Genomic DNA, 18,434 nt, shown 5'->3' with positions numbered 1-18,434 from the left:
TCCCAGATTAAACAAAATGTATTTCTATTTATTCGGTGAGGCCATCTTTCTCTGCAAGATACGGATCAGCATAACCCATATTTTGCATAATCTCCGTTTCCAGTGCTTCCATTTCTTCGGCTTCACTGTCTTCGATGTGGTCATACCCTAGCAGATGCAGGCTACCATGGACAACCATATGTGCCCAATGCTCTTCCTCCGTTTTCTGCTGTTCGACCGCTTCCTGCTCGACAACCTGACGACAAATGACTAAATCACCCAGCAGGGGGAGTTCCACTTCCGGTGGTGCTTCAAAGGGGAAAGAAAGTACGTTGGTTGGCTTATCTTTACCTCTGTAGGTGTAATTCAGGTTATGACTTTCCGCTTCATCAACTATACGGATAGTGACTTCTGATACTTCCTGAAATTGGGGTAGAACACCTTCCAGCCAGCGTTGAAAATCCTTTTCTTCAGGTAACCCCTGAGACTGTTCGCTGGCAATCTGCAAATCAAGAATGACCTGGCTCATTTATGCTCCTGCTCAGAGGCTGCCTGTGCTTCGCGTTTACGTTGTTCAGCCAATTGATCCTTGCGTTTTTGTTCCGCATTTTCCCATGCTTCATAAGCATTAACGATACGTGCGACAACAGGATGACGAACGACGTCTTCACTATGAAAAAAGTTAAAGCTTATCTCTTCGACATCAGATAAAACCTCAATGGCATGACGTAAACCTGATTTTTGATTACGTGGCAAATCAATCTGGGTTACATCACCGGTAATCACTGCTTTCGAATTAAAACCGATACGGGTCAGAAACATTTTCATTTGTTCAATGCTGGTGTTCTGACTTTCATCCAAAATAATAAAGGCATCATTCAGCGTACGACCACGCATATAAGCAAGTGGCGCGACTTCAATGACGTTACGTTCTATCAATTTCTCGACGCGTTCGAAACCGAGCATCTCAAACAGTGCGTCGTACAACGGGCGCAGATAAGGGTCAACTTTCTGGCTTAAATCGCCGGGCAGAAAACCGAGTTTTTCACCGGCTTCAACCGCAGGGCGCGTCAGTAAAATACGACGGATTTCCTGACGCTCCAGCGCATCAACTGCCGCAGCGACAGCAAGGTAAGTTTTCCCGGTTCCTGCTGGACCTACGCCGAACGTAATATCGTGATCGAGAACGTTGGCAATGTACTGAGCCTGATTCGGCGTGCGGGGTTTGATGACTCCGCGCTTGGTTCGAATATTGATAGCCTTGCCGTAGTCAGGAATGCTATCGGCCGTTTGTTCCAGCGCGCCAGACTCTTTAATGGCCAGATGAATTTGCTCGGGTTCAATATCACCGATGGTGCCGCGAACCGGGGCTGTATCGACATACAAACGTTGAAGAATATCGGCTGCGGCCTGGATACACAGGTCTTTGCCTACCAGCTTGAATTTATTGTCCCGACGGTTAATTTCGATACCCAGACGACGCTCGAGCTGTTTGATGTTGTCGTCAAATGGGCCGCAAAGGCTGAGTAAGCGTTGGTTATCTGCGGGTTCAAGGGCTATCTCTTTTGTCGTTACGTTCAAATTATTCCTCTTGATGTTGATTGGATCCGACTCAGTTGATGGATCCTGGACTGAATTTCACCGTTTAAATAAGCTATACCCGTCATACTTCAAGTTGCATGTGCGTTGGCTGCGTTCAGTCACCCGAATCACTTACTCAAGTAAGCTCATCGGGATTCCTTCTCTTGCCGCCTTCCTGAAACTTGAATTATTTAGGGTATATATCAGGAATTATTTATCGTGAATACACCGATGGTGCAAGTCACAATCGTTATATTGGGATGCGGTTTCGCAAAACCAAATGTAATGGTGATGAAAGTCTATAAGAATGGGTGGACGAGCCACCCATGGGAATATACTTAGAAAACGAGGTGTTATCAGGGTTGATAAATGCCTACGCCAATTTCATTTTCTTTGCGCGTGCGGGCTATCACTTGCGAAGGTGATTCATGAACGCGTAAGTCCATCTGATCTTCGGTTCGTACGATGATACCGCGTAGGGAGTTTGGATAAACATCTACGATTTCTACATCAACGAATTTACCGATCATATCCGGTGTACCTTCAAAGTTGACGACACGGTTGTTTTCTGTGCGCCCTGATAATTCCATGATGCTCTTGCGCGATGTGCCTTCTACCAGAATACGCTGGACGGTGCCTTGCATACGGCGGCTATATTGCATCGCCTGCTGACTGATACGCTCTTGCAGGATATATAACCGTTGTTTTTTCTCTTCTTCTGAGACATCGTCGACCATGTCAGCGGCGGGGGTTCCCGGACGTGCTGAGTAAATAAAGCTATAGCTCATATCGAAATTCACGTCTGCAATCAGCTTCATGGTCTGTTCGAAGTCGGCCTGAGTTTCTCCAGGGAAGCCAACGATGAAATCAGAACTGACCTGAATGCCGGGACGTGCGTTATGTAATTTACGGATAATTGATTTGTATTCGAGCGCAGTGTGGCGACGCTTCATCATTGTCAGCACGCGGTCCGAACCACTTTGTACGGGGAGATGAAGGAAGCTGACCAGCTCGGGCGTATCTTCATAGACGCTGATAATGTCGTCAGTAAATTCTATGGGATGGCTGGTGGTAAAGCGAATCCGGTCGATGCCGTCAATGGCCGCAACCAGACGCAATAGTTCAGCGAAGGAGCAGATATCATCGTTGTAGGTTGCGCCACGGTAGGCATTCACGTTTTGCCCCAGCAGGTTAACCTCACGCACGCCTTGCTCAGCTAACTGTGCGATTTCAAACAGCACATCGTCACATGGCCGACTGACTTCTTCGCCACGCGTATAAGGTACAACGCAAAACGTACAATACTTGTTGCAGCCTTCCATGATGGAAACAAAAGCTGTCGGACCTTCTGCTTTAGGTTCCGGCAAACGGTCAAATTTTTCGATTTCAGGGAAACTGATATCCACCACCGGGCTACGAGTCCCTTGCACATGGTTAATCATTTCCGGCAGGCGGTGCAGCGTCTGTGGGCCAAAAATCACGTCAACGTAATGCGCGCGTTCACGAATATGCGCACCTTCTTGTGACGCTACGCAACCGCCAACGCCAATAATCAAATTGGGATTGATATCTTTCAGGGCTTTCCAACGGCCAAGTTGATGGAAAACTTTTTCCTGCGCTTTTTCACGGATCGAGCAGGTATTGAGCAGCAGAACATCAGCCTCTTCCGCGATTTCGGTTAATTCATAACCGTGCGTACTTCCCAGTAAGTCAGCCATCTTTGATGAATCGTACTCGTTCATCTGACAGCCCCAGGTTTTAATATGCAGTTTTTTTGTCATCGACTTGCCATTACTCAGTGCGGATAAGAAAGATTCCCTTGATTCGGGGCGGGTATTGTAATCGTTCGCTGACGTTGTGACCAGTGTCTGCAAATGGTCGTCCCTAAGAACGGCTTTTCTGAAAAATTGATCTGAAATCCAGTACACTGCCCTAATCTATTTTTACAGGCGTTAACGATGTTAGCCAACGAGGGGTAAAACCAGTATGCATTATGATGCGATCGTTGTCGGAGGCGGGATGGTGGGGGCCGCAGCGGCTTTGGGATTGGCCCAAAATGGATTGCAGGTCGCGGTTATCGAACAGGTTGTGCCACCCTCGTTTGACAGGGAAAGCCCTCCGGACCTTCGGGTATCTGCCGTGGGCTATGCCTCAGTGGCTTTGCTGAAGAGGCTTGGCGTCTGGCAGAAAGTTGAGGCTATGCGCAGTGTACCATATCGCCGCCTTGAAACCTGGGAGTGGGAGAACGCTCACGTTGTGTTTGATGCGGCGGATATCCATTTACCCGAGCTGGGTTTTATGGTGGAAAACCAGGTGTTGCAAAGGGCACTCTGGACGAGTCTGGAAGCTGAAGCACGTTGCCAACACTATTGTCCTGCCGTGCCTAAATGCTTGCAACAGACGGAACAAGGTTGGAATTTGCAACTTGACGATGGGCAATCGTTGAGCACCTCGCTGGTCATTGGTGCTGACGGCGCTAATTCACAGGTTCGTCAGTGGGCTGGGATTGGTGTCAGCGGTTGGCAATATCGTCAATCCTGTATGCTAATCAGTGTTGAAACCTCAAGTCCTCAGCAGGACGTCACCTGGCAACAATTTACTCCAGCGGGGCCGCGTGCTTTTCTGCCGCTGTTTGATCACTGGGGTGAACTGGTTTGGTATGACAGTCCCCAACGTATCCGACAGCTCCAGTCAATGCCGTTGGCGCAATTAGATCACGCGATCGCAGCGACGTTTCCTGAGCGTTTGGGGGATGTCAAATCGAGGCGGGTAGGGGCGTTTCCCTTGGTTCGCCGCCATGCTCAAACCTATGTTAAGCCAGGTCTGGTATTACTGGGCGACGCTGCACATACGATTAATCCTTTGGCTGGGCAGGGGGTTAATTTGGGGTATCGGGATGTTGAAACCCTGCTAGAGGTATTGATCGGTGCCCGCGATGCGGGTGAAGCGTGGTCTTCTGAACGCGTGTTGCGACGTTATCAGTACCGCCGAAAACCGGATAACCTGTTGATGCAAAGTGGTATGGACTTATTTTACAACACGTTCAGTAATTCACTACCGCCGTTGAGCTTAGCCCGTAATCTGGCTTTAATGGTCGCTCAGCGAGCAGGTCGCTTAAAGCAACAGGCGCTGAAATACGCTATCGGTGTTTGATTAACTACAACCCGCCGTCACTATGGCGGCGTTAAACATGATAACGGTATCTTTCAGATGTAAAAAAGCCCGTATTAACGGGCTTCTCTATTTGGCTGGGGTACGAGGATTCGAACCTCGGAATGCCGGAATCAGAATCCGGTGCCTTACCGCTTGGCGATACCCCAAAAATGTGGTGGCTACGACGGGAATCGAACCTGTGACCCCAGCATTATGAGTGCTGTGCTCTAACCAGCTGAGCTACGTAGCCAAATGTTACTGCTTTTATTGCTCTACTTCAATAAAAACTTTTAACTATCAAGTAGATGGCTGGGGTACCTGGATTCGAACCAGGGAATGCTGGTATCAAAAACCAGTGCCTTACCGCTTGGCGATACCCCAACAGGACAACAGATTTTTTCAGTTCATGTTTGAATATGGCTGGGGTACCTGGATTCGAACCAGGGAATGCCGGTATCAAAAACCGGTGCCTTACCGCTTGGCGATACCCCAATCAACAACAAAGCATGAATAACTTCAAGAATCGATGTCAATTCATGAAGGTAATGGTGCGGGAGGCGAGACTTGAACTCGCACACCTTGCGGCGCCAGAACCTAAATCTGGTGCGTCTACCAATTTCGCCACTCCCGCAAAGAAAAGATGGTAGCTACGACGGGAATCGAACCTGTGACCCCAGCATTATGAGTGCTGTGCTCTAACCAGCTGAGCTACGTAGCCATCTTTTCCGCGTCACCTTCATCGGCGTTGCGGGGCGCATTATGCGTAGTTGGTCTAATTGCGTCAACTAGTTTTTTCCCGAAAAGTGTCCTCAATGTATCGTTTGTCTGGGTTGTGAACAGTCTGGTGAGAAAAACGTCAAAAAGCCGGTTTTTCCGATAAATTAAAGTGTAAAAACGGGCCAGTAATGACCCGTTTGATGGTACGAATGTATTCACTTATTGGTAGGCTGACTGGTGTACGCCAACGGCACGGCCTGATGGATCATCCATCTTTTTAAAGGACTCATCCCACTCAATCGCTTTGGCCGAAGAACAGGCTACTGACGGGCCGCCAGGCACACATTCGGCGGCGCTTGGCACAGGGAATAATTCTTCAAAGATTTCACGGTACAAGTAGCCTTCTTTGGAGGTCGGCGTGTTGTATGGAAAACGGAAATGTGCCGTTGATAACTGCTGGTCCGTTATTTGTTGCCCAGCCACTTCTTTCAGGGTATCAATCCAACTGTAGCCTACTCCGTCAGAAAACTGCTCTTTCTGACGCCATGCTACGCTGTGTGGCAGGTATGACTCGAAACACTGGCGTACAATGTGTTTTTCCATTTTGCCGTTGCCGCACATTTTGTCCTGTGGGTTGATCCGCATAGCCACATCCAGGAATTTTTTATCCAAAAATGGTACGCGAGCTTCAACCCCCCAGGCTGACATTGCCTTGTTGGCGCGGGCACAGTCATACATGTGCAGAGCCAGCAATTTACGCACGGTTTCTTCATGAAATTCTTTTGCGTTAGGCGCTTTATGGAAGTACAGATAGCCACCGAACACTTCGTCGGCACCTTCGCCAGATAGCACCATTTTAATGCCCATCGCTTTGATCTTACGGGACATCAAGTACATTGGTGTTGACGCCCGGATGGTTGTGACATCGTATGTTTCGATGTGATAAATCACATCGCGAATCGCATCCAGACCTTCCTGCACGGTGAAGTGGATTTCATGGTGAACGGTACCGAGATGCTCAGCCACCTCTTGGGCGGCTTTTAAGTCTGGAGAACCTTCCAATCCAACGGCAAAGGAGTGTAGCTGAGGCCACCATGCTTCGCTACGCTCGTCGTCTTCGACGCGGCGGGCGGCGTATTTTTTGGTAATGGCGGAGATAACGGAAGAATCCAGCCCGCCTGACAGCAATACACCATAGGGAACATCAGACATAAGATGGCTTTTTACTGACTCTTCCAGTGCTTCACGCAGTGCTTCCGCATCGGTTTCGTTATTTTTTACGTTCTCGTAATCAAACCAGTCTCGCTGATAATATTCACGAATTTCTCCGTCTTTGCTCCACAAGTAGCTGCCCGCAGGGAATTCTTTAATGGTACGGCATACCGGAACAAGCGCTTTCATTTCAGATGCAACGTAGAAGTTACCGTGCTCATCATAACCCATATATAAGGGGATAATGCCCAGATGGTCACGACCAATCAGGTAAGCCTCTTTCTCGCTGTCATAAAGGGCGAAAGCAAACATGCCCCGTAAATCGTCCAGAAATTCAGGCCCTTTCTCCTGATATAACGCCAAAATAACTTCACAGTCAGAACCGGTCTGGAATGCGTAACGCTCACCGTATTGCTGACGGAGTGCCTGATGGTTATAGATTTCACCGTTAACGGCCAGAATATGAGTTCGTGACGCATTGTAGAGCGGCTGTGCACCGGTGTTGACGTCCACAATAGACAAGCGCTCATGAGCCAGAATGGCTTTATCGCTAGCATAAACGCCAGACCAGTCAGGGCCGCGGTGACGCATCAACCTTGATAACTCCAACGCTTTTTTACGCAATTCAACAGGATCGGTTTTAAGATCGAGTACACCGAAAATAGAACACATAAGTCACTCCCTCAGTCCACTTGTAGCGTCAAGCGAAACATTATTTCAGATTAGCCAGATGAGATTCACGGGGCACATATAAGGCATTCCGTGTCTCTGCATTTATGATTACAGATGCTGTGTCATTACCAATGATTTAGCATCAAAATGGCACCGTAATTCAATATCAGCTAACTAAAAAAGCCTTGTTGACTATTTTTCGATAATTTAAATCATCTTTTGATGAATAATCGTTAAATTGATTTAGTGAAATGGCCGGATTTTTAAGGATCACATAATCCGGCATAGTGTAGCCGAGAGGATAATCAGTGTGTTTCGAGCAGATGTTGTAGCAAAACGCCGTTTAACATTGCGCGTTTTACCAAGGCAAAGGCACCGATTGCTGAGAGGTGATTCAGACCAGAAACCTCGATCGGTAGGTTGGTTCGAAAATCTTTTAATACCTGAGTGTTGATGCTGCGTTGTATTGCGGGTAAGAGAATTTTTTCGGCTGCGGTGATTTCGCCAGCAATCACCACTTTTTGTGGATTAAACAAGTTGATGGCAATTGACACCGCTTTGCCCAAATATTGGCCAGCGTGCTCAATGACTTCTCGGGCCAGCGTATCGCCACGGTTCGCCGCTTTGCAGATCGAGGTAATCGTGCAGTTATCTGATGAGATTTTGCAGGGATAACCTTGCTGTAGTAGGCGAAGTACGCGTTGTTCGATGGCAGAATTGGAGACAACCGTTTCTAAACAGCCGAAATTACCACAGTGACACCTTTCCCCCAGCGGATCGATCTGGATATGACCGATTTCGCCGACATTGCCATTATTGCCGAGAAATATTTGCCCGTTAACTAAAATTCCCGCGCCGGTTCCGCGGTGGACGCGTATCAGAATAGAGTCAAGCGCGTTGTGGGTGACGCCGAAGTAGTGTTCAGCCAAAGCCAGGCTGCGAATATCGTGTCCAACAAAGCTAGTGACATGGAAATGATGTTGCAAATTTTCAACTAACGTCCAGTTATCAACAGGAATGTGCGGCATGTAGCGAATAATGCCGGCATTAGGATCGACCAGACCGGGTAATACGACAGAAATAGCAATCAGTTCTCGGATGCGGCGCTGATGGCTATCGATAAAATGGTCAATTGCGTTAAATAATGCCGCTTCCAGTGCTTCCTGGGTTTTTTCTGGTAGATCGTAGTGCTCTTCTTCCAGTGATTTTCCCTGTAAATCATACAGGGCCACGGTGGCATCGTGACGACCAAGTCGGACGGCAATGGTGTGGAAAGATCGGGTTTCGGTAACAATAGAAATAGCACGACGGCCACCGGTAGAAGCCTGCTGGTCGACTTCTTTAATGAGCCCTCGTTCCAAAAGTTGGCGGGTGATTTTTGTAACACTGGCGGGAGCGAGCTGGCTTTGTTCTGCTATTTGTATCCGTGAGATCGGTCCGTGTTGATCAATCAGGCGGTATACAACCGCACTGTTCAACTGTTTAACCAGATCAACATTCCCTATCTGCGCTTGTCCGCCTGTGGTCATTAAAAATTTACCCGCTTGTTATCCGTGCTTTGTTACCGCCAACACATCGTCACCGTTAACAAAGGTATTGAGAATATGATAATCACGATTGAAAACGGTCAGGTTGGCTACTTTTCCGTTTTCAATACTCCCTAACTGCTTATCTACACCGATAGCTCGTGCAGGATAGAGTGTTGCCATTCGAATGGCTTCATCCAGCGGGATACCGGCCTGTTCTACGCTATTGCGCACAGCTTCAATCATCGTTAAGGCTGAGCCGCTTAACGTGCCGTTGTCATCGACGCATAGTCCATCACGGTAGTATATGGTTTTACCAGCAAAAATGAACTGGTCAATATTCGCACCTGCTGGCGCGGTAGCGTCGGTAACCAGTATCAGTTTGTCACCTTTAATACGTTTGCTATTGCGGATGTTTGCCCAATTGACGTGTAAACCGTCGGCGATAATTCCACAATAGACTTCTGGCGCATCGTAAATGGCACCGACCAAGCCAGGTTCGCGCCCGGTCAGATACGGCATGGCGTTAAACAAGTGGGTCGCACAACGGATACCCGCGGCAAAGCCTTGTTTTGCCTGTTCCCATGTGGCGTTTGAGTGTCCGGCAGAAATAACAATACCAGCATCAACCAACTGTCGAATGACGGAAGGGTTCACTTTTTCTGGCGCTAACGTGATTTTTGTAATGACATCCGCGTTTTGACAAAGAAAATCAACAAGCTTTTGTTCCGGTTGACGGATAAATGCTGGATCGTGAGTCCCTTTTTTAATGCTATTCAGCCACGGTCCTTCAAGATGTAACCCCAGGGCCTGATGATGATTTTGTGCCAGATAAGCTCGCATCACGTCTACGGCATGTTTCATAAACTCATCGCTGGAGGTAATCAGCGTGGGCAGAAAATTTGTGCAACCCGAATTCTGATTGGCCTTCTGCATGATCTCTAGCGTTTTGACAGAAATCGATGCCAGTGAATCATTAAATTGAACACCGCCACAACCATTGAGTTGCAGATCGATAAAACCGGGGGCAATCATAGCGCCGTTAAGGTCGTGCTTTTTCAGACCGTCTGGCAAGGCGTCAACGTGACAGACTCGTTCTATTAATCCGTTATCGATCACGATTGCGTGATGATCAAGTACCTGGTGGCCGGTAAAAATTCGGCTATTTGTTAAAGCGAGCATCATTAACTCCTGACAACCTATCCACTATCGTCACGCTGCGTGGGCCCACTTCTGGCAACGTAAAATTGATGGGATACAGATTAAAGATTTTTCATATTTTCCGCTTCCAATTCACGGAAGTATTTGACCGTTTTGACTTTCAGTTCCATGGTTGAGGGCTCGTCGCAAACCATTATCGCCTTAGCATGAAGCTGTAGGCAGCTGATTGTCCACATATGGTTGACATTGCCTTCTACCGCAGCCTGTAATGCTTGTGCTTTGTTGCGGGTAGTCACCAGAATCATCACTTCCTCAGCGTCCAATAATGTTCCGACACCAACGGTAAGGGCATATTTGGGCACCAGACTGACATCCCCGCCGAAGAAACGGGAGTTAGCAATGCGCGTCTCTTCCGTCAGGGTTTTTATACGTGTTCTGGATGCTAAAGATGATGCGGGTTCATTGAAGGCGATGTGCCCATCGTTGCCTACGCCGCCCATGAATAGGTGGATCTTGCCATAGGATTTGATTTTCTCTTCATAGCGAGAACATTCTGCCGTGATATCTTCTGCATTGCCGTTCAACAGGTTAATATTTTCCTGCTTAATATCAACGTGATTAAAAAAATTCTGATACATGAATGTACGATAGCTTTCCGGATGGTCGGTGGGCAGACCGACATATTCGTCCATATTGAAGGTGACGACATGTTTGAAACTTACCAGGCCAGCCTGATACATCGCGATCAGCGCTTTATAAGCCTCCAGTGGCGAGCTGCCTGTCGGCAGGCCGAGAACAAAAGGTCGGCTGGCGCTGGGATTAAATTCATTAATTTTCTGGACGATATAATGTGCGGCCCATTTGCCGACATCAGCGGCAGTATTTAAGGGAATGAGTCTCATCAGTACGCTCCTGGTTACCCGATTGGCAATAATAAAATTTTCGATACTCAATGATAGGCCGTATCACATGAAGGCGCGTTTTAGCATTGAGTGAAAAACTGAGTATCAGTGTATCTTGTTTTTTTTTATCTTAAAATAAGTTGGCAATTTGTTTTGGTATAAACTTTATATATGCAATTTTTTAGTGATTTTTATCACATAATAATTGGGTTTAATTTGCGAGGCGAAATATTTTTCTTACACTCCATACCAAAGCCAGGCATGAGGCGTTGGCTAGGCAGTGAGAGCGTCTAATCGGCAGTTTTTTGTCCCTTAGGGGAAGAGAGGAAAGGGTGAGTATTCTTAGCTATTTACAAAAAGTTGGTCGGGCGTTGATGGTGCCTGTCGCCACGCTGCCTGCTGCCGCCATCCTTATGGGGATTGGCTACGGGATTGATCCGGTTGGTTGGGGAAGTGAAAATGCGCTGGCCGCGTTGTTCATTAAATCGGGTGCAGCCATTATTGAACATATGGCGGTGCTGTTTGCCGTGGGTATTGCTTATGGTATGTCGAAAGATAAAGATGGTGCTGCTGCATTAACGGGGTTTGTGGGTTTTTTGGTATTGACCACACTTTGTTCACCTGCTGCGGTGTCTATGATTCAGCGGATCCCTGTTGAGCAGGTTCCAGCGGCGTTTAGCAAAATTGAAAACCAGTTTATCGGTATTCTTGTTGGTATCATTTCCGCGGAATTGTATAACCGTTTTAGCCAGGTTGAGTTACCGAAAGCATTGTCATTCTTCAGCGGACGTCGTCTGGTGCCTATTTTGACGTCGTTTCTGATGATTCTGGTTGCCTTCATTTTGATGTACGTATGGCCTGCCATTTATAGTGCGTTGGTGGCTTTTGGTGAACAGATTCAGCAGTTGGGTTCGGCGGGGGCCGGGATCTATGCGTTCTTTAACCGTTTGCTGATCCCTGTTGGGCTACACCATGCATTGAACTCGGTATTCTGGTTTGATGTCGCGGGGATAAACGATATCCCGAATTTCCTCGCTGGGCAGCAGTCTATCGGCGCAGGTAAAGCGGTTGTGGGTATCACCGGACGTTATCAAGCCGGTTTCTTCCCGATTATGATGTTTGGTTTACCTGGTGCGGCGCTGGCGATTTATCATTGCGCACGCCCGGAGAATAAGAGCAAAGTGGCTGGGATTATGATGGCGGCAGCATTTGCTTCCTTCTTTACCGGGATTACCGAACCGCTCGAATTTTCATTCATGTTCGTGGCACCGGTCCTGTATTTTTTGCATGCGTTGCTGACGGGGATTTCAGTCTTTATTGCCGCGAGTATGCAATGGATGGCGGGTTTTGGCTTTAGCGCCGGTCTGGTGGATATGGTGCTGTCATCGCGCAACCCACTGGCAACGCAGTGGTACATGTTGATACCCCAGGGACTGGTATTCTTTGGGCTGTATTACGTGGTGTTTCGTTTTACCATCACGCGTTTCAACCTGCTGACGCCTGGTCGCGAATTATCAGCGAGTCTTACTGAAGCCGATGGATATAACGCCAACAATGCGCCAGCGACATCTACTGCTGTACTTGATACTGAGCAATTGGCCCGTGGCTATCTGAAAGCGATCGGTGGGGCGGGCAATCTGGTTGGTATTGATGCTTGCATTACACGTTTGCGTTTGAGCGTTATGGACTCTGCATTGGTGGATGATGCCGAGGCAAAACGTCTCGGTGCTGCGGGAGTGATTCGCCTGAACAAGCAAAGCATTCAGATTGTTGTCGGCACCCGAGCGGAATCCATCGCTTCTGCACTTAAGAATGTGAGTCAGGCGTAAACAACGTCAACGGCGCAAGAGTCAATGACTCCCGTTGATGCAAAGCGATAAGCGTTCGCGGAAAAATCTGTGCGAAATAACGGGGTGAGATTGCTATCGCACCCCGTTTTTTTTCATCAGCGATAATTTAATGAAACTAACGGTTGTTTCCCGGCGTAGCTTGTTGGATCATTAGCGGTTATATGTCGTTTTAGCATTGAGGAATTAAGCATGAGTGAGGCTGAAGCCCGCCCAACTAACTTTATCCGTCAGATTATTGATGAAGACTTGGCATCCGGTAAGCACAATCATGTCCAGACGCGTTTTCCGCCAGAACCTAACGGCTATCTGCACATTGGGCATGCGAAATCTATCTGTCTGAATTTTGGTATTGCGCGTGATTATCATGGGCAATGCAATCTGCGTTTCGATGACACCAACCCGGTAAAAGAAGATATTGAATATGTTGAGTCGATCAAGCGCGATGTCGAGTGGTTGGGATTCTCGTGGAGCGGCGCAGTTCGTTATTCTTCCGACTATTTTGATCAGCTTCACCAATATGCGGTCGAGTTGATCAGTAAAGGATTGGCGTATGTTGACGAATTGACGCCTGAGCAGATTCGCGAATATCGCGGCACGCTGACGGCACCGGGAAAGAATAGCCCTTATCGTGATCGTAGCGTTCAGGAAAACCTTTCGCTGTTTGAGAAGATGCGCAATGGAGGCTTTGCTGAAGGAACCGCATGCCTGCGTGCCAAAATAGACATGGCATCATCGTTCATTGTCATGCGTGATCCGGTGATCTATCGAATCAAGTTTGCGGAGCATCATCAGACCGGCAATAAGTGGTGCATCTACCCGATGTATGACTTTACCCATTGTATTTCCGATGCATTGGAAGGTGTCACGCATTCACTGTGTACCTTGGAATTCCAGGATAACCGACGTTTGTATGATTGGGTGCTGGATAACATCACGATCCCTTGTCATCCGCGCCAGTATGAGTTTTCACGTCTGAACCTTGAATATGCCATCATGTCCAAGCGCAAGTTAAACTTACTGGTAACGGAAAATGTCGTAGAAGGGTGGGACGACCCGCGTATGCCAACGATTTCTGGCCTGCGTCGTCGTGGTTATAGCGCGGCTTCTATCCGTGAGTTTTGTGTCCGTATTGGTGTCACCAAACAGGACAATAACGTTGAGATGGCAGCACTGGAATCTTGTATCCGTGACGATCTGAACGAAAATGCACCGCGCGCGATGGCCGTACTGGATCCGGTTAAATTGGTCATTGAGAACCTTCCTTCAGATCATGAAGAATGGGTCACCATGCCAAACCATCCGAATAAACCGGAAATGGGAACACGTCAGGTGGCGTTTAGCCGTGAAATTTATATCGATCGTGCTGACTTCCGTGAAGAAGCCAACAAGCAGTATAAACGTCTGGTGTTGGGCAAAGAAGTGCGTTTACGTAATGCTTATGTCGTAAAAGCCGATCGTGTTGAAAAAGATGAGCAGGGCGTGATTACTGCAATTTATTGCAGCTACGATCCTGATACGTTGAGCAAAGATCCGGCTGACGGTCGTAAGGTTAAAGGGGTCATCCATTGGGTGTCTGTTGCTCATGCTCGTCCCGCTGAATTCCGTTTATACGACCGATTATTCAGTGTCGCCAACCCGGCTGCCGCTGAGGATTTTTTGTCTACCATTAACCCTGATTCGCTGAAGATTACGCATGGATTTGTTGAGGCCAGTCTGGCTCAGGCTGAGTCAGAAAAAGCCTATCAATTTGAACGTGAAGGTTATTTTTGCGCCGACCGCGTCTATTCCAGTGCGGAACATTTAGTGTTTAACCGTACAGTTGGTTTACGGGACACTTGGGTCGGTTAACGATCATACTGGGTTTAAACGTAATGATATAAAAAAATAAAACCGCCTCGGCGGTTTTATTTTATGGTGGCAGGATAATCGCTACCCTTGGATTATCACAGGCGACGTTAGAAAACACCCCCTGCGTTTCTATGCGGTCGATTTATAGTGTTGGATCGTGAAGCGTGTCGTCTTCGCGACAATCCCCTTCACTGCAATGGCCATACAGATACAAACTGTGGTTTGTCAGTTTGATACCATGTCTTTCTGCGATTTCACGCTGGCGTGCTTCGATATATTCATCGCGGAATTCAATGACTTTGCCGCAATCCAGGCAAATCAGATGGTCATGGTGATGTTGCTGAGTCAGTTCGAAAACTGATTTACCGCCTTCAAAATTATGGCGGGTGACGATACCAGCATCATCAAACTGATTAAGTACGCGATAAACGGTTGCTAAACCAATTTCTTCGCCCATATCAATCAGTTTCTTATATAAATCTTCCGCACTGACGTGATGGCACTCCGGGGCCTGCAAAACTTCCAGGATCTTCAGTCTTGGAAGCGTGACTTTCAGGCCGGCCTTCTTTAATGCGGTGTTATTGTCAGTCATGCGGATTTAGTCCTGTTGCTTACTTATCAATGGAGGTTACCTAGCCTATGACATCGGTCGGCTCAAAAAATACATCGGCTAAAAAATACAACAGCGTTCCAATTATAGAACCGTGCATACAAAATGAAAACCATGGAATGTTAACAATATTGACCCCATACATACTACAGATATTGATGCAATCTATTGTTGATAAATGGAGAAAAATCTATGCACGTACAAAGCCGATGGGTTTATTGTACAGGTTTATGGGAAGAAGTTAAAAAAATGTATCAATTATTATGAAAGGTTTTTCCTATTGAACTGGCCCTGATGGTAAAATCAGAGCCAAAACAGGGTTAACCTACCAAATCTTTCAGGCTGAGTTCTTCGCTGATCTGTTTTACCCAAGCTGTTACGCGTTCGTTGGTCAGTTCCGGCTGTCTGTCTTCGTCAATAGCCAGACCCACGAAATGGTTGTCATCAGCCAGGCCTTTGGATGCTTCAAAGTAGTAACCTTCAGTCGACCAGTGACCAACAATCGTCGCACCGCGTGGTTCGATGATATCGCGGATCGTCCCCATGGCATCACAGAAGTATTCTGCATAATCTTCCTGATCACCACAGCCGAACAGGGCAACGAGTTTCCCTGTGAAATCAATTTCTTCCAGCGTAGGGAAAAAATCATCCCAATCGCATTGGGCTTCGCCGTAATACCAGGTTGGAATGCCTAACAGCAGAATATCGAACGCTTCAAGGTCTTCCTTGCTACTTTTAGCGATGTCATGAACTTCAGCAACCTGTGTCCCCAATTGCTGTTGGATTGTCTTGGCAATGTTTTCAGTATTGCCAGTATCACTGCCGAAGAAAATGCCTATTAGTGCCATGAATTGAATAACCTCTTTATTCTTAATGGTATAGGGCCGTGTTTCACCCATTTATTGACTAATAATAACAGACACAACCTACATGAGAAACTCGTATTGGTAAGCAGGGATAAATTGGATACCCAGCATTGGCCCTCTTTAACGCTCCTCTGGTGATTTTCTGTAAATCATGATGGCGGCTTGTTTTTTAAACAAAGATCATTGCGGTCATCTAATGTGTTGCGATACCGTCCAATGACGAGATTTGTCATACATAACGCAAAGTTATTTATTAATGTTTCTAATATTATTTCTCGATACTTAAGTTACTTAATGTTTATATCCCCATGAAAACAAATAAAATTATTAAATAATTAAAACAAAAGAGGGGAGAAAATCATACCAAACGCTAAATACTGTCTGAATTTTGTCGATGAATCAGCGTAGTCGTTTTTATTTTCAACACAATGAAATTGCGTGCGGGCGCGTTATCTATTTATGAATAGAGGGATTCAGAATACCGCCGTCGATTGATGATAAAAATTATTCTTATTACATACCCTGAATATTCGAGTTGCAGGACAAGACGTGGTTGTTGCGAGCGAAAAACTGAGCAATGGGAGTGGTCAATGCTCATGCGACTCGAACATCATGGGGATATTAATACTTAAGTATGGAGTGAGCTATGAGACTGTTAAAGAACATTGCCATTAGAACGGCCATGCTGTGGGTGCTGGGCATATTCTGCGTGTTATGGGGTGGCGTCTCTATCTATACCATGTTCTCCTTTAAAGAGATGACGACGACATCCAAGACCAGCAGCCTGCTAGTGCAGAACATGAATTTTGTGAATCAGGGGAACGATCAGTATTTTCGTATGGTGACTCGTCTGGCGAGAGCCGTGGACTATCGCCGGGCGGGGGATAACGCTGCCGCAGATAAAGAACAGGCATCCGCTTTAACCGCGTTGGATAAATTAAAATCAGATTTAGTTGCCTTTACCGCGTTTGATCATGCCGGTCTGGATGATTCGTTGGTGCAAGCGGTTAGCCGGGACTGGGGGAATCTGATTACTCAGGGAGTTGAGCCGTTGTACCAAAAAGCCGCGGCCAACGCGCTGGATGATTATCAAAATCAAGCTAAGAGCGTGGTTCCACCTTTGAGCCGTCAATTTGGAGCTTCTCTTTCTGCGTTTAATAAAGCGGGGTCCGATAAGTTTGCCGCCGCTGGCGTCAGGTTTGAGCAAATTACCTCGATTGGTCAAAATATTTTACTGGCTGGTTTGATTGTCGGCTTGGCGATGCTGTTCTTGACCGATCGCTATCTGGTGAGTTGTCTGGTGCGTCCTTTGAATGATCTTCGTGATCATTTCAGCGTCATTGCTTCCGGGCAGTTGGGGAAACCTATTCTGGATTTTGGTCATAACTGTGTTGGTAAACTGTTCCCATTACTACGGGAAATGCAGACCAGTCTGGCAACAACAGTGAGTACCATTCGCGGTAGTACCGATTCTATTTATCAGGGGGCGTCTGAGATTGCTGCTGGTAATAACGATTTATCATCAAGGACGGAACAACAGGCGTCGGCGCTGGAAGAAACGGCAGCGAGTATGGAACAGTTGACGGCGACGGTGAAACAGAATGCTGAAAACGCCAACCATGCTAGCCAATTAGCGCTGCAAGCCTCAACGACGGCAAGGAAAGGTGGAGATATTGTTGATAACGTCGTGAAAACCATGTCAGAAATTTCTGGTAGCTCACGTAAGATCGCTGAGATCACGACGGTGATTAATGGTATTGCTTTCCAAACCAACATTCTTGCACTCAATGCGGCGGTAGAAGCAGCCCGGGCAGGTGAACAAGGTCGTGGTTTTGCGGTGGTTGCGGGTGAAGTGCGCAGTCTGGCACAGCGCAGTGCGCAGGCCGCGAAGGAAATTGAAGGGCTGATTTCTGATTCGGTGCGTTGCGTGGATACGGGATCGAGTCTGGTTGAAGACGCGGGTAGCACCATGAATGATATTGTGCGTGCTGTTACCAATGTCACCGACATCATGGGTGAGATTGCATCTGCTTCGGAAGAACAAAGTAAAGGGATTGCGCAGGTCGGTCAGGCTATTGCCGAAATGGATAGCGTGACGCAGCAGAATGCGGCGTTAGTGGAAGAAGCCTCGGCTGCCGCCTTGTCACTCGAGGAACAGGCCGCGTTGCTGAATCAAACGGTTTCTCTGTTCCAATTGTCTGAACAACATTCACAACCGAAAGCTGTGGTCAAATCGGTATCAACACCAAAAGCACTGGCTGCTACGCCAGCCAGAAAAGCCTTGCCATCCGGTCAGGATAATTGGGAAACGTTTTAAATCTAATAAATGTTTTAAATCTGATGGTTATACCCAAAAT

At 47.3% G+C, this 18,434-nt stretch carries 12 protein-coding genes, 6 tRNA genes and 1 pseudogene; 4 read left to right on the top strand and 15 right to left on the bottom strand.

What is annotated here, in order from left to right; translation table 11 throughout:
- Positions 1-28: 28 nt before the first annotated feature.
- The 3 genes from ybeY to miaB all read right to left on the bottom strand — a co-directional run bounded on the left by ybeY (position 29) and on the right by miaB (position 3,341).
- Positions 29-508 (bottom strand): rRNA maturation RNase YbeY, encoded by a 480-nt coding sequence (ybeY, locus tag ACKPVM_RS01325; RefSeq protein WP_409306341.1) that lies wholly within the window; start codon positions 506-508, stop codon positions 29-31.
- Positions 505-1,560, bottom strand: coding sequence for a PhoH family protein (locus ACKPVM_RS01320; protein ID WP_409306340.1), 1,056 nt, complete (start codon positions 1,558-1,560; stop codon positions 505-507). The genes ybeY and ACKPVM_RS01320 overlap by 4 nt, the downstream gene beginning before the upstream one ends.
- 356 nt (positions 1,561-1,916) lie before the next feature.
- Positions 1,917-3,341 (bottom strand): tRNA (N6-isopentenyl adenosine(37)-C2)-methylthiotransferase MiaB, encoded by a 1,425-nt coding sequence (gene miaB / locus ACKPVM_RS01315; RefSeq protein WP_409306339.1) that lies wholly within the window; start codon positions 3,339-3,341, stop codon positions 1,917-1,919.
- 205 nt (positions 3,342-3,546) lie between these two features.
- Here miaB and ubiF point away from each other — a divergent pair, with 205 nt between their 5' ends.
- Entirely contained in the window at positions 3,547-4,713 is a 1,167-nt protein-coding gene (gene ubiF / locus ACKPVM_RS01310; RefSeq protein ID WP_409306338.1) for a 3-demethoxyubiquinol 3-hydroxylase, read from the top strand.
- A gap of 92 nt (positions 4,714-4,805) precedes the next feature.
- Here the strand turns inward: ubiF and ACKPVM_RS01305 are convergent.
- The 10 genes from ACKPVM_RS01305 to nagB form a co-directional block, all read right to left on the bottom strand.
- A tRNA-Gln gene (locus tag ACKPVM_RS01305) sits at positions 4,806-4,880 on the bottom strand.
- A 6-nt stretch (positions 4,881-4,886) separates the two neighbouring features.
- Positions 4,887-4,963 (bottom strand) — tRNA-Met (locus tag ACKPVM_RS01300).
- 56 nt (positions 4,964-5,019) lie between these two features.
- Positions 5,020-5,094 (bottom strand) — tRNA-Gln (locus ACKPVM_RS01295).
- 36 nt (positions 5,095-5,130) lie between these two features.
- Positions 5,131-5,205, bottom strand: a tRNA-Gln gene (locus ACKPVM_RS01290).
- A 54-nt stretch (positions 5,206-5,259) separates the two neighbouring features.
- Positions 5,260-5,344 (bottom strand) — tRNA-Leu (locus tag ACKPVM_RS01285).
- A 10-nt stretch (positions 5,345-5,354) separates the two neighbouring features.
- A tRNA-Met gene (locus ACKPVM_RS01280) sits at positions 5,355-5,431 on the bottom strand.
- 218 nt (positions 5,432-5,649) lie between these two features.
- Positions 5,650-7,314: an asparagine synthase B gene (asnB, locus tag ACKPVM_RS01275; RefSeq protein WP_409306337.1), complete on the bottom strand. Its 1,665-nt coding sequence runs from the start codon at positions 7,312-7,314 to the stop codon at positions 5,650-5,652.
- A gap of 305 nt (positions 7,315-7,619) precedes the next feature.
- A complete protein-coding gene (nagC, locus tag ACKPVM_RS01270; RefSeq protein ID WP_409306336.1) occupies positions 7,620-8,843 on the bottom strand; it encodes a DNA-binding transcriptional regulator NagC in 1,224 nt (407 codons plus the stop codon).
- Between the two features lie 18 nt (positions 8,844-8,861).
- Positions 8,862-10,022, bottom strand: coding sequence for an N-acetylglucosamine-6-phosphate deacetylase (nagA, locus tag ACKPVM_RS01265; protein ID WP_409306492.1), 1,161 nt, complete (start codon positions 10,020-10,022; stop codon positions 8,862-8,864).
- Positions 10,023-10,102: 80 nt separating this feature from the next.
- A complete protein-coding gene (gene nagB / locus ACKPVM_RS01260; RefSeq protein ID WP_409306335.1) occupies positions 10,103-10,903 on the bottom strand; it encodes a glucosamine-6-phosphate deaminase in 801 nt (266 codons plus the stop codon).
- 332 nt (positions 10,904-11,235) lie between these two features.
- On the opposite strand from nagB, the pseudogene nagE reads away from it, so the two are divergent.
- Both nagE and glnS read left to right on the top strand, forming a co-directional pair.
- A pseudogene (gene nagE / locus ACKPVM_RS01255) lies at positions 11,236-12,729 on the top strand (N-acetylglucosamine-specific PTS transporter subunit IIBC); the annotation flags it as partial.
- A gap of 213 nt (positions 12,730-12,942) precedes the next feature.
- Positions 12,943-14,601, top strand: a complete 1,659-nt coding sequence (gene glnS, locus ACKPVM_RS01250; RefSeq protein ID WP_409306334.1) for a glutamine--tRNA ligase — start codon at positions 12,943-12,945, stop codon at positions 14,599-14,601.
- A 142-nt stretch (positions 14,602-14,743) separates the two neighbouring features.
- On the opposite strand, the gene fur is transcribed toward glnS, so the two are convergent.
- Both fur and fldA read right to left on the bottom strand, forming a co-directional pair.
- The gene (fur, locus tag ACKPVM_RS01245) at positions 14,744-15,193 is read right to left on the bottom strand and encodes a ferric iron uptake transcriptional regulator (protein ID WP_409306333.1); all 450 of its coding nucleotides are present in this window, start codon (positions 15,191-15,193) and stop codon (positions 14,744-14,746) included.
- Between the two features lie 338 nt (positions 15,194-15,531).
- Positions 15,532-16,059 (bottom strand): flavodoxin FldA, encoded by a 528-nt coding sequence (fldA, locus tag ACKPVM_RS01240; protein ID WP_409306332.1) that lies wholly within the window; start codon positions 16,057-16,059, stop codon positions 15,532-15,534.
- A 664-nt stretch (positions 16,060-16,723) separates the two neighbouring features.
- Between fldA and ACKPVM_RS01235 the strand changes: the two genes are divergently transcribed.
- The gene (locus ACKPVM_RS01235) at positions 16,724-18,394 is read left to right on the top strand and encodes a methyl-accepting chemotaxis protein (RefSeq protein ID WP_409306331.1); all 1,671 of its coding nucleotides are present in this window, start codon (positions 16,724-16,726) and stop codon (positions 18,392-18,394) included.
- Positions 18,395-18,434: the final 40 nt, after the last annotated feature.

Source organism: Pectobacterium hainanensis (genome assembly GCF_046237015.1).
Lineage (GTDB): Bacteria > Pseudomonadota > Gammaproteobacteria > Enterobacterales > Enterobacteriaceae > JBJYIN01.
This window is presented reverse-complemented; position numbering and strand designations above follow the sequence as displayed.